General features: G+C 55.5%; 10 protein-coding genes. 3 read left to right on the top strand and 7 right to left on the bottom strand.

Annotated features, from left to right (window positions below; translation table 11 throughout):
• Nucleotides 1-154 precede the first annotated feature (154 nt).
• The gene (locus tag AC1AY0_RS07475) at nucleotides 155-1,828 is read left to right on the top strand and encodes a zinc-dependent metalloprotease (protein ID WP_476523631.1); all 1,674 of its coding nucleotides are present in this window, start codon (nucleotides 155-157) and stop codon (nucleotides 1,826-1,828) included.
• A 32-nt stretch (nucleotides 1,829-1,860) separates the two neighbouring features.
• On the opposite strand, the gene AC1AY0_RS07470 is transcribed toward AC1AY0_RS07475, so the two are convergent.
• Nucleotides 1,861-3,420, bottom strand: a complete 1,560-nt coding sequence (locus AC1AY0_RS07470) for an ATP-dependent helicase (protein WP_476523632.1) — start codon at nucleotides 3,418-3,420, stop codon at nucleotides 1,861-1,863.
• A gap of 111 nt (nucleotides 3,421-3,531) precedes the next feature.
• On the opposite strand from AC1AY0_RS07470, the gene AC1AY0_RS07465 reads away from it, so the two are divergent.
• Both AC1AY0_RS07465 and AC1AY0_RS07460 read left to right on the top strand, forming a co-directional pair.
• Nucleotides 3,532-5,220, top strand: coding sequence for a phosphotransferase (locus AC1AY0_RS07465; protein ID WP_476523634.1), 1,689 nt, complete (start codon nucleotides 3,532-3,534; stop codon nucleotides 5,218-5,220).
• A gap of 62 nt (nucleotides 5,221-5,282) precedes the next feature.
• A complete protein-coding gene (locus tag AC1AY0_RS07460; protein WP_476523636.1) occupies nucleotides 5,283-5,507 on the top strand; it encodes a DUF3107 domain-containing protein in 225 nt (74 codons plus the stop codon).
• Between the two features lie 126 nt (nucleotides 5,508-5,633).
• Here AC1AY0_RS07460 and AC1AY0_RS07455 read toward each other — a convergent pair whose 3' ends face one another.
• The 6 genes from AC1AY0_RS07455 to AC1AY0_RS07430 form a co-directional block, all read right to left on the bottom strand.
• Nucleotides 5,634-6,692 carry a LacI family DNA-binding transcriptional regulator gene (locus AC1AY0_RS07455; protein ID WP_476523637.1) on the bottom strand — a complete coding sequence of 353 codons (1,059 nt, stop codon included), beginning with the start codon at nucleotides 6,690-6,692 and terminating at the stop codon, nucleotides 5,634-5,636.
• 42 nt (nucleotides 6,693-6,734) lie between these two features.
• The gene (locus AC1AY0_RS07450; RefSeq protein ID WP_476526137.1) at nucleotides 6,735-8,819 is read right to left on the bottom strand and encodes a beta-galactosidase; all 2,085 of its coding nucleotides are present in this window, start codon (nucleotides 8,817-8,819) and stop codon (nucleotides 6,735-6,737) included.
• 192 nt (nucleotides 8,820-9,011) lie between these two features.
• The gene (locus AC1AY0_RS07445; protein ID WP_476523640.1) at nucleotides 9,012-10,019 is read right to left on the bottom strand and encodes a carbohydrate ABC transporter permease; all 1,008 of its coding nucleotides are present in this window, start codon (nucleotides 10,017-10,019) and stop codon (nucleotides 9,012-9,014) included.
• A gap of 2 nt (nucleotides 10,020-10,021) precedes the next feature.
• A complete protein-coding gene (locus AC1AY0_RS07440; protein WP_476523642.1) occupies nucleotides 10,022-10,981 on the bottom strand; it encodes a carbohydrate ABC transporter permease in 960 nt (319 codons plus the stop codon).
• A gap of 257 nt (nucleotides 10,982-11,238) precedes the next feature.
• The gene (locus tag AC1AY0_RS07435) at nucleotides 11,239-12,591 is read right to left on the bottom strand and encodes an ABC transporter substrate-binding protein (RefSeq protein WP_476523644.1); all 1,353 of its coding nucleotides are present in this window, start codon (nucleotides 12,589-12,591) and stop codon (nucleotides 11,239-11,241) included.
• 136 nt (nucleotides 12,592-12,727) lie between these two features.
• On the bottom strand, nucleotides 12,728-13,621 hold the full coding sequence (locus tag AC1AY0_RS07430) for a PHP domain-containing protein (protein ID WP_476523645.1): 894 nt from the start codon (nucleotides 13,619-13,621) through the stop codon (nucleotides 12,728-12,730).
• Nucleotides 13,622-13,645 lie beyond the last annotated feature (24 nt).

The following is a 13,645-nucleotide window of genomic DNA, read 5'->3' as shown; positions in this document are numbered from 1 at the left end:
AGCCAATAGTGTATGCAGAGGTGCGAAAACTCTACGAAGGTTTGCCACTCCAATGCCCGTCTTGCACTTGGCCTCAGGCGAACGGCGCGGGCACAGCATACACTTGTGGTAACCAAATCTTGGAGTAACCATCACGCGGTAAAGAAGGACACGCATGGACGACAACGCGATTCACGAATGGCTTATCAAGTGCTTCGGCCCCGTTCAGGGTGAGTTGGCATGGCAGCAAATCAGCCAGCTGCCAGAGGAGATTCGCGAACAGTTGATGAGTCAGGATCCAAGCCGTTTGCCAGATCCCACTGAAGTGCAGCAGATGATGGCCGCCTTTACCGCCGGCGGACTCAACACCATGTCTGATATGCAGCGCACGGTTGAAGAGGGGCCAATCAACGTCAAACTGGCTAAATCAATCGCATTGCAGCAGGCCAACGCCTCCGGCTCCAATTCCAGCGTATCCGCAGTGGACGGTGAGGCGGCACGCCGCGCGATGAGCGAAGCGAACCTCTGGCTGGATACCGCATGCGAGTTCAATCCCGCCCCCGGCGAACCTGATGTGCTTACTCGAGCTGCATGGGTTGAGGGAACCATCGATCAGTGGGCCAAGTTTGCGGCACCGGTAGCGGAATCCATGAATGATGCGCTGGCCTCGGTGATTTCCGAAAGGCTCGGCGGCATGTTTGGCGATGGTACTGGTGAGATTGCAGGCATGTTTGCCGGTCCTGTGCCGATTCCGATCCCCGATGGCATGAAGGATCCTGCGCAGTTGATGAAGCTGCTGGGCAACACGTCATTCGCTATGCAACTGGGTCATGCCGCAGGCAATCTCAGCCATGAAGTGCATGGCAGCTTTGATCAGGGTATCGCACTGCTCAAGAATCCAGCAGGCGGTCTGATCGCACAGAACGCGACCGAATATGCGGCACTGCTTAACGGTCAGGGGCCGAGCGCTGCCGCTGATGCCAATGAGCAGTCTACGAACCATCCCATTGGCTTTACTTCCGCCAAATCAGACGCAAGCGAGCCGGAATCACAGGATGCCAAGCTCGACGCGGAATTTGAGGAAGCTTTTGCCAACTTCAATACTGCAGAGAAAATCCCTGAATCCGAAGTTCTTTCCTTCCTTGCTTTGCAAGAGATGGCTCACGCTCGACTGTACGCGTCAGTACCGTGGCTGATGCCGCGATTTGAAGCGCTCATCGGCAAGTATGCACGCGGTATTTCCATTGATTTGGATGCTATGGAAGAGCAATTGCGCGACGCTACCGCCATGGATCCTGAGTCAATTTCCGGTGCCGTCAACCTCACCAAGGTCGGTATTCCGGATACTCCTGAGCAGCGTGAGGCATTGGCGTCATTGGAATCGCTGCTGGCCATGGTGGAAGGCTGGGTTGATTGCGTGGTATGGCGTGCCGGCATGGCTCACTTGCCTCATATCGAACAGCTTCGCGAAATGATGCGCCGCGAACGCGCTATGGGCGGCCCGGCTGAGCGCACATTCGAAAGTCTGCTCGGTCTTCAGCTGCGCCCGAAGCGCATGCGCGAAGCTGCTGGACTCTGGGAGATGATTACTGCGGCCGAAGGCCCCGAAAGCCGCGATTCCAAGTGGTCTCACCCGGATTTGTTGCCAACATTGCCTTCCGATACCGCTGATGCGCCAGCTGCCGCAAACGGTCAGGCTGGCTCTGCAGCAACGTCTGGTAACCAGGCTAATCATCCGGCTGCGGACGGTAAATCCTCGGATATTGATTGGGATGCCGAACTGTCCAAACTGCTTGATGAAGGCAACGGCGGATCAGACGAGAACCCTGATTCTGACACCAACCAGTGATTAATCCAGCGTCGCTCTTGATCGAAACCTCTTTACAGGAATCGAGAAGAGCGACGCTGTTGGGCGCCATAGCCGTCTTTGGTTTTGGCAAACGATAAATGCAGCGAATCCTGCGCTCGAGTAATACCCACATACATCAGGCGTCGCTCTTCCTCCAGAGCGTCGCCTGATTCCGGAGCACCATACGGCAGTAAGCCTTCCGAGCATCCAATAAGAAACACATGGTCGAATTCCAAACCTTTCGACGCATGAATAGTGGAGATCGTCACGCCCGGATCGTCAGCGAGCGCTGTTCCGCTGGCATTCAAGCCCATGGCTTCCAATATCGCTCTTTTGGATGCAGCATCGTCAGCGAGCGCTGACGATTGCCATCCTGAATCTTTGCGTACCCGATAGTGCAATCCTGCTTGGCGCAGCGCTGCCGCGAATACTTGCTGTTGCGCGTTGATACGGGTCAGAATCGCACAATCGGATGGCTTGACGCCTTGCTGAATCATTCGCAGAATGCGAGCAGCCACTCCTTGTGCTTCTTCAGCATCGGTTGCGTATACGGTTCTGCTGATGCGGGCACCGGCGTCTCGAGCAGACACGAGTTTGAGATAGTCGTCCCTATTCGGCGCTGAGGCAAGAACTTTGTTGGCCAGCGATACGATTTGCGGCGTTGAACGGTAGTCCGTGTTCAGGTCAATGTCTGCGGCGAGAGGGCCGAATTCGTCGGCGAACCGCAGTAAATCCCAGCTGGATGCACCGGCAAATGAGTAAATGGTCTGCGCTGGGTCTCCCACTACGCAAACGTTGCGGTTCATGATGGTTGACCCGTCTGCTGCTCCCCCACCTAACCATAGGGTCATTAATCGGTGCTGCAGTGGAGAAATATCCTGATATTCGTCCACCGTGAGCCATCCGATGGATGAGCGGATATGTGCGGCTGCTTCCGGAAAATCATCCATGATGTGGCATACCAGGAGCAGGATATCGTCGAAATCGATTTCACCTCGCGAGGTTTTTTCCTGTTCGTAGGCGGCATATATATCCGTGAAACGGGAGGGCTCGATGCCTGCTGGAGGCAGATGATGTGCCGCAGCGCACACGCGGGCGTAGTCGTCGAGTGCGATGAGCGAGACTTTGGCCCAGTTGATCTCCGCGAGGACATCGCGCACGGTGAGCGGGTCAATATCCGAGTTGGCGGTAACGCGTGTGATGGCGCGAGAGACTACGTCTCGTTGATCTTCGATAAGGTGCGGGAATGGGGCGTCGCATACGTCTTCCCAGACGCTGTTGAGCTGGTGTAATGCTGCGGAGTGGAATGTGGCAGCGGTTACTCCGGTGTTTGTGCCTCCGCGAGAGTCGGTAAGTCCGAGTTGGGTGAGTCGTGCGCGCATTTCTGCAGCGGCTTTTACTGAAAAGGTGACTGCGAGCGCTCGTTCGGGCTTCCATGCTCCTGTGGCACAGGCATAGGCGATACGGCGGGTTACGGTACGTGTTTTGCCCGCACCGGCTCCTGCGATAATTCGCACTGGACCTTGCAATGTGGTGGCGGCCATGCGCTGCCGTTCATCAAGGCCTTCGAGGATTTTTTGCGCCTGTTCCATGCCCTCCATTGTGACACGATGCCGGTTTTACCGCATCGACGTCCAATTCACGAACTTTGAGCCCGCGCCACGCCCCTCAAAGCGCAAGGCATGTATTAGTGTGGAAGGGTGATGAGACGAAGCAATTACATGTTGGCGGCATTGACCTCGGCCGTCCTGCCGAATCTGGCCGTTGCCGGCGTAAGGGAAAGCACCCAGCAAAGCACGACCGACCAGGCTAAGGGCATTGACCAGGCGGTTATACAGGATGCCTCCGGCAAACTGTACGACGTATATGCCACCGACACCAAAGAGGGGCGTACTCGTCTGATTCGCCGTGTGAAGGCAGCTCAGACGCTGTCTGCCGCCCGCGAACCGGGTGGTCTTGGCTTCGATTTGGATCGTGTGATCGCTTTTGCTCCGGGTAATGTACCGCAGCCGGGAGCGAGCTCCACTGCTCAGGCGCTTGATCATTCTCCGGCATCTGCCGCGAAGAAGCCGGTGAAGCCTGGCCCGACCGGTGAAACCACGGTGATGATTGCTTCTCATCTGGATGGTCAGGCTCGTTCGCTGGATTTGCTGACTTTGGATGATTGCGCTTCGGTAGGTACCGCGCTGGGTGCTATTCATCGCCTACCAACGGCATTTCTGAAGGCTTCCAAATACCCGGTGTTCACCACTGGCCAGATTCGCTCACAACTTATCGCATGGATTAAGCGTTTGCGGGCAGCAGGTCATGTGCCACAGGAAATCACCAATAGTTGGGCTCGTATCATCGAGACTGAGGGACTATGGTCATTCGCCACGTGCACGGTGCATGGTGGTTTCTCAGACGGTGATCTGCTGTTCTCTGGATCGACTATTACCGCCATCACGAATTGGCAGGATATGCAGGTGAATGATCCGGCCCGTGATTTGGCTTGGATTTTCGGCAAGCTTGATGAGTCACATCGCAATGCTGTACTTGCTGCATATGGACGCATGATGGGATCTCGTTTGGATGATCTTATTATGCTGCGCGCTAATCTGTGGCTGCAGATGGAGCAGGTGGGTGATTTCATTTCCGCGTTGAATCGTGCGGATAATGATCGCATTATTCAGTTCAAGGCTCAGGTGGAGCGTCTCGCTCACCAACTGGGTGTGATTAACCGTTCTACTGCGACTACGGCATCTCAGTCCGGTGCTGCTGCCAAATCGGGAGATAATCCGTCCACGATTACGGTTGGTACGCTGCTCAATGATGATGCGCAGCATGCTGGACAGTCCAAGGCTCAATCGGCACAGTCTGCTACCGCTCCGGAATCTGATGATACGAATGATCCTGATCGTACAGGTTCTGCGGATATCGTCGCTGCAGGAAGCGTGGATGTAACGCCGAAGGTCACTACTGCCGCTGTTCGCCATGCCGCACAGATTATGGCGGATAAGGACGATCAGACTGCGAACCGACCGGTAACGTCCACCGGTTCCACCAAGCCGCAACCGGAAAGTGAACCGAAGCCGGCTTCTGCGTCCACGATTACGCTCAAAGAGCTCATCGACATGAACGAACGCGAGCAGGCGAATCGCGCAGCATCCGCTGACTCCCAAGAATCGCTTGAGGCAACGTCTCAGCAAGCTGATGCATCGAGCACTTCGGATGATGATGACGACGATACCGGCGAGCATGCTCCGCAATCATGGAATTCAGTGGAAACCACGGTGATTCCGCTGTTGGAGCGTGAAGAGCGCGCATTACGCGATGCTCGAGCTGGTCTGAACGGCTACGATCACGAAGGCAATACCATCACCAGCCCGCAGACTTCCACGCCACAAGCGTAACCCGCAGGCGTACGGCACAATAACAAGTACACACAACCATTTTCCCGCTATCAAGGAGCATTATGGATATCGAATTGGGCATTCAGAATGTGGCACGTCCGGTCAACTTCGGCACCGAACAGTCCGCAGATGAGGTCAGCAAGATTATCGCTCAGGCTGTTTCTGAGGGTACGACCATTGATCTGACCGATGATAAGGGCCGCCGCATTATTGTGCCGGGCAAGGCACTGGGCTACGCGATTATTGGCTCCGATACCAAGCATGCTGTAGGCTTCGGCGCACTGTGATCGGTGCCGCAACAGACTGAAAATGGGTTCTTTCTGACTATGAGCAGTCAGAAAGAACCCATTTTTTGTGTTGGCATATCACTATGCCGCACTGTTTTGCGCGATTACCCCTCAATCAGCAAGAAGCTATCGTGTGGAAGCTCGCGCGATAACCTGCGACGAGCAGGTCAATAATTCCGGCTTGATGAATTCTCCACGGATACGCCCAAGGATGCGATTTACTGCAGTAGGTGCAGTCCATTCCAGTCTGGAATCCATAGTGGTCAATGGAATCTGCAAATAAGGCGCTTCTTCAATGTTGTCGAAGCCAATAACCTGTACTTGCTGCGGCACATCATATCCTGATATGCGCAATGCGGTCAGTGCGCCGATAGCCAGCTGATCGTTCAACGCCACAACGCCGTCAAAAGGCACACCTGAGTCGATAAGTTGTTGCGTCACACGTGCGCCAGCGCCAATAGTCCAATCCTGATCGGTGGTGCCCACCAGACGGGGGTCAATCTCCACTCCCCTGCGATGTGCTTCTTCGATAACACCTCGCAGACGAAGTTGCGCATTGCCTTCAATGGATTGCAGCAATGCAGCTTCATCATAAACGCCTCGGGCACCGATTACGGCAAGCCTGCTGGATCCATGATCATAGAGATATCCTGCTGCCTGAGCCGCCGCATTCACATCATCCGGAGTCACATGATCGGCGATGCCCCACGTGGTACGCGCACCCACCACAACAAGAGGAAAATCAACGTCAAGATCTTTCTTGCTGATGTTTTCCACCTCACTCATGGAGAGAATCATGCCATCGGATACCGTGGAATTGAATTTCTTCAACAAATCACGGGCACCTTTAGCGGATCCTTCCGCGTAGGTGGTCACATATACGGAGTAATCATGCTGCCGCGCGGCATCAATCGTACGATTCGCCAGTTCAGCCAAATATGGAGGGGTAAGCGAGGGCACAGCGAGCGTAATGAACCCCGTATGATTGCGGTTCAGGTTGCGCGCGGCCACATTCACCTGATAACCAAGTTCTTTGATAACCGCCTCGACCTTGGTTCGGGTCTCGCTGCTCATACGGCCGGAACCGTTAATCACATTCGAGGCGGTTTTGAGCGAGACACCAGCTGTCTGAGCCACGTCGCGTAACGTTACGCGCCTCTTTGTGCCCGGATGTGTCTCGCTCACGTGAACCACCTCGTCATACCGTGTATTGAATCAATAACGACGCTATTCTACTCGCTTGGTGATGAGTATGGCGTTCGTCTCACACACGTACTCGCCCATCGCATTACCAGCTTCGCAACGGTATGCGATAACCGGATCACCCTGGATATGCGTCATGGTGACCGGCTGCGTATCCCTATTGAGATAGAAGTCAAACACCACAGCACCATCTGGCATTCGTCGAGTCGTGTGCACGATTCGAGAATCATCATCGCCAATATTGAGCGCCTTTGCCAAGGTTGCAATGCCGTTGCGATTCATATCGCATCCAACATAGATGGCGGTTCCCGCACCATACGGATGGCTGGTGATAGCGGGAACATTATCCAGTTCCCAGCTAGCAGCTTCAGCACCCGTGTAGGAGGCAATCACCTGGGTATCGGATGCGATGGAAGTCACATCGTTTTGCCAGAGTTGAGTGGTCAGGCCGTTGGATAGACGAATTTCACTCGGCTCGCCTTCAGCTTCGGCTCCGAGGATGTTGAATTCCTCGCTGCGTATGCCGAGCATAGTGCGCAGGAGACCATTGCCAGCTCCCGGGTATCCGCCGAGGCCGATTCGGAAATGCTCGTCGATCAGTCCTGTGGCATAGCCGATAATAACTGTGCCACCGTTGTGTGCGAAGTCTACGATGCGCTGTACGTCCTGATCGGACAATGCCAGCACTGTAGGCAGGATGATCGTCTGGTAGTCGCTCCAATCGTAGGCTAGCGGAACCACGTCGGCACGGTGGCCTGCGTCCAGAAGCCCGCGATACCAGTCGCGCACGTCATGCCAATGGTTGAGTTTCATGCTGGGCAGGGTCTGGGAGCGTGTGGCCCATTCGGATTCCGCACTGAACAGGATGGCCGTATTCGAGCGCTGCAATTCGGTGCCTTGCAAGCCCGCATCAGACAGTGTTTCCAGAGCCTTGCCGAGCTCGCATACGCCGCGGAAAATCTTGGAGTTCTCGCCGGCGTGGGGCAGCATGGCCGAATGGAATGCTTCGGCGCCGGATGCGGATTGACGCCATTGGAAGAAGTTGATGGCGTCGGCACCCATGGCCACATGGGCTAGGGCGTCGCGCATCAATTCGCCGTGACGCTTACGCGTGTTCAACGGCTTCCATTGCACGGCGGATGTGGAATGCTCCATCACATACCACGGCTTGCCCAGTGCAAGGGAATTCATAAGCGCATCCGAGCAGAGCAATTCATCCACATGGGATTCGCCTTCATGGAAGTAATGGTCGTTGGAAACGAAGTCCACTTCTTTGGCCCACTGGGCGTAATCCATCGTGCATTGGTCGGTGGAGACCATGAAGTTTGTGGTGAACGGCTTGCCGGGGCAAATCTGTTCGATGGCGTCGCGTTCGGCCTTATAGAAGTCGAGTAGCATGTCGTTGCCGAATCGCTCATAGTCGAGCTGCTGGGCAGGATTGACCATGGCGTCACCGCCCATGTGCCGCGGCAGCAATACTTCCTCGAACGAGTTCACGTGCTGGGACCAGAATGCCGTGCCCCATGCTGCGTTCAACGCATCGATGGTGCCGTATTTGGCTTCGCACCATGTGCGGAATGCTGTGAGAGCGTTGTCCGAGTAATCGTATCGGTTATTCCAACCGTATTCGTTGCCCAGATGCCAAGCGGTGACAGTTGGATTGTCTTTGTAGTGTTCGGCGAGCTTACGGCATAGGGTGAGTGCGTAGTCCTTGAATACCGGGCTGGTCGGCTGCCATGACTGGCGGGAGCCTGGATTGACGATATGACCGTATTTATCGACGGGAAGCACTTCTGGATGCTTGGCGTACAACCACATCGGTGCCGAAGCTGTGGCCGAGGCCAGGTCGACTGCGATGCCGGCCTTCCCAAGCTTGTCGATAATCCCATCGAGCCATTCGAACGTGAACTCACCCTCGACCGGCTCGATCCGGTCCCAGCTGAAAATCGCCAGTGCCACGGTATTCACGTGTGCCTCGCGCATCAAACGGATATCGTCGTCGACAACACTGTCCGGCCACTGATCAGGGTTGTAATCACCGCCGAATGCGATGCCGCGACCGTTCTGCGTCAACAATGACGGCCAAGAGAACGCTCTGCGAGTAGTCATATCAATCAAATCCTTTAATCGAATCGGCTATAGAACCAGTACCGCACTACCTGTCTTGGCTCCCCTCCCTTAGAGGAGCCTTATTGAGCCTCCCTCTGACGAGGGAGGTGTCAGCCGAAGGCTGACGGAGGGAGAGACCCCGCCGACAGGCGGCAACACCACCGTGTCGGCGAAGCCGACTCCTCCTCCACATCACTCCTTAACAGCACCAGCCGCCAAACCAGACTGCCAGTACTTCTGCAGGCACAGGAAGGAAATTACCAGCGGGATGATCGTGATCAACGAACCGGTAATCACCAGGTTCTGAATGGCCTGACCGCCAGCAGTCGATGCCTGATCCTTCCACTGGTTCAAACCAATGGTCAGCGGGTACCAGTTGGAATCCTTCAACATGATCAACGGCAGGAAGTAGTTATTCCACGTAGCCACGATGGCGAACAATGCGGTGGTCACAATGCCGGGTGCCAGCAACGGCAGAGAGATTTGGAAGAAGGTACGGAACTCTCCTGCGCCATCCACTCGTGCGGCTTCCAGCAGTTCATCCGGCACAGCCTGATCGGAGAAAATCCACATCAGGTACAGGCCGAAGGTGGAAACCAAGCTCGGGATAATCATGGACCATGGGGTGTTCGTCAGGTTCAGCTTGGCGAACAGGAGGAACTGCGGCACAGCCAACGCAATGCCCGGCACGGAGATAGCACCAATGATGATGGCGAAGCACAGGTTGCGGCCCGGGAAGCGGAACTTCGCCAGTGCATAGCCACCCATAATAGCCAGCAAGGTTGCACCACCGGCACCGACCACCACGTAGAGAATCGTGTTGATGAACCAACGGCCGAAGATGCCGTCCTGATAAGTGAACACGGTGACAATGTTGTCCCACAAGGCGAACGTCTTACCGAAGCCGAGGCCAAAGGTCGAGGTGAAGTCAGCCTGCGTCTTCGTAGCGTTGATCATCAGGTAGACGAACGGGAACAGGCAGTAGATGGCAAAGATTGCGCACACTACCGTCAGCGCGATGGAGCGGGTCGGGTTGGCCGGATTGGAGAAACCGTTCTTGGCTGCACGCTTGCGTTCGGCCTTTTCGTCAGCAGCAATACGCTTCTGGCGAGCCTTCTCAGCAGCCTTAGCGGCCTTCTCCTGAGCCTTCAGTTCAGCCGCGGTCAGGCGGGAGGTGGTAGAAGTTGTTGCAGTGCTCATGATTACTTCATCTGCTCCTTCATGCTCTTCAGCTGCACAATGTAAGCGATAGCCATCGTGATGACAGCCATGACAATGGCCAGTGCAGCGGCGTAATTGCTCTGGTTACCGGAGAAGCTCAGGTTGTACGCGTACATGTTCGGCGTGTAGTACGTGGTGATCGCGTTGCCCGGCACCATGTTCTGCAAAATGGAAGGCTCGTTGAACAACTGGAACGAACCGATAATCGAGAAGATCACGGTAATGGCCAGGGAGCCCTTGAGCTCAGGAAGCTTGATGCTCTTCACAATCTGCCACTCGGAAGCACCATCGATAGAGGCGGCCTCATACAGGGAGTGCGGAATCGTGGACAGGGAGCTGTAGAAGATCAGCATGTTATAGCCGGTGAACTCCCACGTATTGATGTTTGCGATGGCGGCGAGCAAAACATCGGGGCTTAGCACGTCGATATTGGTTCCGAAGAAGTCGTTGAACGAGCCAACCAGGCCGTACTTCGCACCGTATACGAAGCCCCAGATCAACGTGGAGACCACGGCGGGCACTGCGTATGGCAGGAAGGTGGAGATACGGAAGAACTTAGTACCGTGCAACTTCATCGAGTCCAAGGCCAATGCCATGGCGGCGGCCAGGAACAGCATCACCGGCACCTGGAAGATGGTGAATAGTGCCACGCGGCCTACGGAGCTCCAGAACTGCTGGTCCACCAGCAGGCGCTGGTAGTTCTCCAGACCGACGAACTTCGTACCGCCGATCATCTGCTTCTTAAAGAACGAAATGTAAATGGCGTAGCAGATTGGAATAATAAAGACGAAGATGAACACCAAGGCGAATGGCCACATGAACTTCCAGCCTCGCCAATCAGCCTTATGCTTGTTAATTCGCGCCTCGGGCGTGTGCAGGTCTGCTTTTTCGGGCAGGATACCCACGTTCTGCGCAGTTGCAGTCGTTGTGTGTGCTGACATGTTGGACAACTTTCTTGTCAATGTGTGTGATCGACGCCGATTCATGAAATGGTCAGATGCTTATCACTATCGGGAAAATGTTCGGCGGATTACAGACATGGATTCAGACATGACAAGGCGGGGATACCTTGGGGAGCATCCCCGCCTTGGGATTGTAGGCCTAGCGGAAGGAGTGAACGGCTCGGCCTCTTGTGGTGTGTGATCCGCCGCCACGGTACTGGGATGGGAAGCGGCGGAATCAGGTGTTGGTTATTGGATTACTTGACGGTGACGGTGTAGCCCTGCTGTTCGCCCTGCTCGGCCAGCTTCTTGCCGTAGTTCGTCAGAGCCTGTTCCAGGGTGATTTCGCCGGTGTAGGCCTTGGAGACTTCATCACCGTAAGCGGACTGTGCGAACGGGTTGTACGGCAGGTACTGGAACTTCTCGGTCGGACGCTGTGCGGCTTCGGAGAGGACTTCGTTCACGTTCTGGCCGCCGAAGTAATCGTTGGTCTTCTTGTTGGCTTCAGTGGTGGGGTCGGTGAAGGAGTCAGAGGTGAGGATCTTCTTCAGGGACGGGAAGGTACCGGTGTCGGCCATGACCTGAGCGCCATCACCGTGGGTCATGTATTCGACGAACTTGTAAGCAGCGGCCTGGTTCTTGGAGAGCTTGACCACGGCAAGTGCGGAACCACCATCTTCAGCGGAAACCTCATCGCCTTCGTTCCACTGCGGCAGCTGGGCGACGCGCCAGTTGCCAGCCTGGTCAGGAGCACCGGTCATCAGGTTGATCGGCATCCAAGCGCCGATGGTCAGGGATGCGATGGTGCCGTCGTTGAGCTCACGGTTCCAGTCATCGGACCAGTTTGGGGTCTTAGTGTCGACGAGGTCTTCGTCGATGAGCTTCTGGACGAACTTGATGTAACGCTGCATGCCTTCGTCCTTGGTCATGTTGATGGTGATGTTCTCGCCATCAACCTTCCACGGCTGGGCGCCGGCCTGCCAGATCTGTGCGGTGAACGGCTGATAGTCGCCGGAGGTGCCAGCCAGGTTGGTGATGTAGGATCCGGTGGCGCGAATCTTCTTGGCTGCCTCGTAGTAGTCATCCCAAGTCTTGATGGATTCGCCATCCACGCCGGCCTTGTCGAAGACGGCCTTGTTGTAGAAGAACATTTCCGGGCCGGAATCAATCGGCAGTGCGTACGGCTTGCTGTTGTACTGGAGCTTATTCCACGGGCCGGCTGCAAAGTCGTCGGCCAGCTTGTCCGCACCGAACTCGCTCAGGTCCACGAGACCATCGGTGACGGCGAACTGGGTGACGGTCGGATCTTCGAGCATCACCACATCCGGAGCACCATTGCCGGCTGCGATAGCGTTGGAGAGCGCGGTGGAGGTCTTCTCGGCGGTACCGGTGTTGTTGAACTTCACGGTGATGCCAGGGTTGGCCTTTTCAAACTTGGCGATGATGTCCTTCATCGAGTTGCCGGAATCCCAGCCCCAGAACACGAGTTCGGCGTTATCGGCATCACCCTTGTTGGCGCTGCTGTCACTGCTACCGTTTCCGCAAGCTGCGAGGCCGACGAGCGTGGCGACTGCCGCGGTTGCCGCGATGACCTTCTTGATGTTGCGCATGATTGTTCTCCTCCTACCCCATTGTTTCGGGATGTTTCTTTGGTACAGCTGTGTACCAATACCTATGATGATACACCTGTGTACCAAAATGTCAAACTCCGCGACACGCGAGCAAAATCAAAGGAAATTCGACCGGCTAGCGGTACAACGGCAGCACACCTCGGCTGACGATTTCCGCTACCGTCGCATCGTCAGTGAGGTTCTCTCCCAAGAGGTTCGGCTTGCCTTTGCCATGCCAGTCGGAACCTCCAGTAACCAGCAGATGGAACTTTCGGCATAGCTCAAGCAACCGCACACGCTGTTCCGGCGAATTACCACGATGCCATACTTCAAGACCATCCAAGCCTTCATGCACCAAGGCCTCAATCTGCTCATCGGAAAGCAACCGACGATTACGGCTCGCATCACCGGGATGAGCAATAAGAATCACGCCACCGGCCTCTTTGATTGCAGCCACCACTTCATGCGAGGTCGGTGAAGGAGTGGGAATATAGTATTTCGACGTCGAATTCACAGCGTCAGCAAACGCTTCAGAACGATTCTGGTACACGCCAGCACTCACCAACGCATCGGCGATATGCGGGCGGCCAATAGTGGTTTTGCTGCCTTCTTTGACTTGAGCCAATACCGACTCCCAAGAAATCGGATAATCATGAGACATCAATTCCACCATGCGCTGCGTGCGCTTGAGGCGCGCAGCCCGCGTGGAAGCAAACAAATCAACGATATGAGGATTATTCGGGTCATATTGGAAGCCCAGCATATGCACTGAAACATCCTGATCAGTAGCAGTGATTTCAGTGCCCCGCAGCAAAGGCAATCCCACAGCAGTAGCCCCCGCCTCAGCTTCGGCCCAGCCTGCAGTGGTGTCATGATCGGAAATAGCAACGCCCTTCAACCCCTGCTTCTTGCACATGCAAGCAAGCGTGGCCGGCGTCTCCGTACCATCGGAGAACACGGTGTGGCAGTGAATATCCCAGCCGGCCGTCGGCGGAGCCACAGGCATCTCATATCCAGTCATACCTTCCATCGTAACCGCATCAATGCGGTCACA

Source organism: Bifidobacterium sp. LH_416, from assembly GCF_056357055.1.
Note: the sequence above shows the minus strand (reverse complement) of the source record. Positions and strands in the feature narration are given on the sequence as shown.

Bases quoted from the DNA above. Each gene is read 5' to 3' on its own strand.
- AC1AY0_RS07440 (WP_476523642.1), bottom strand. From the start codon at position 10,981: ATGTCAGCACACACAACGACTGCAACTGCGCAGAACGTGGGTATCCTG.
- AC1AY0_RS07460 (WP_476523636.1), top strand. From the start codon at position 5,283: ATGGATATCGAATTGGGCATTCAGAATGTGGCACGTCCGGTCAACTTC.
- AC1AY0_RS07450 (WP_476526137.1), bottom strand. From the start codon at position 8,819: ATGACTACTCGCAGAGCGTTCTCTTGGCCGTCATTGTTGACGCAGAAC.
- AC1AY0_RS07445 (WP_476523640.1), bottom strand. From the start codon at position 10,019: ATGAGCACTGCAACAACTTCTACCACCTCCCGCCTGACCGCGGCTGAA.
- AC1AY0_RS07435 (WP_476523644.1), bottom strand. From the start codon at position 12,591: ATGCGCAACATCAAGAAGGTCATCGCGGCAACCGCGGCAGTCGCCACG.
- AC1AY0_RS07470 (WP_476523632.1), bottom strand. From the start codon at position 3,420: ATGGAACAGGCGCAAAAAATCCTCGAAGGCCTTGATGAACGGCAGCGC.
- AC1AY0_RS07430 (WP_476523645.1), bottom strand. From the start codon at position 13,621: ATGGAAGGTATGACTGGATATGAGATGCCTGTGGCTCCGCCGACGGCC.
- AC1AY0_RS07465 (WP_476523634.1), top strand. From the start codon at position 3,532: ATGAGACGAAGCAATTACATGTTGGCGGCATTGACCTCGGCCGTCCTG.
- AC1AY0_RS07475 (WP_476523631.1), top strand. From the start codon at position 155: ATGGACGACAACGCGATTCACGAATGGCTTATCAAGTGCTTCGGCCCC.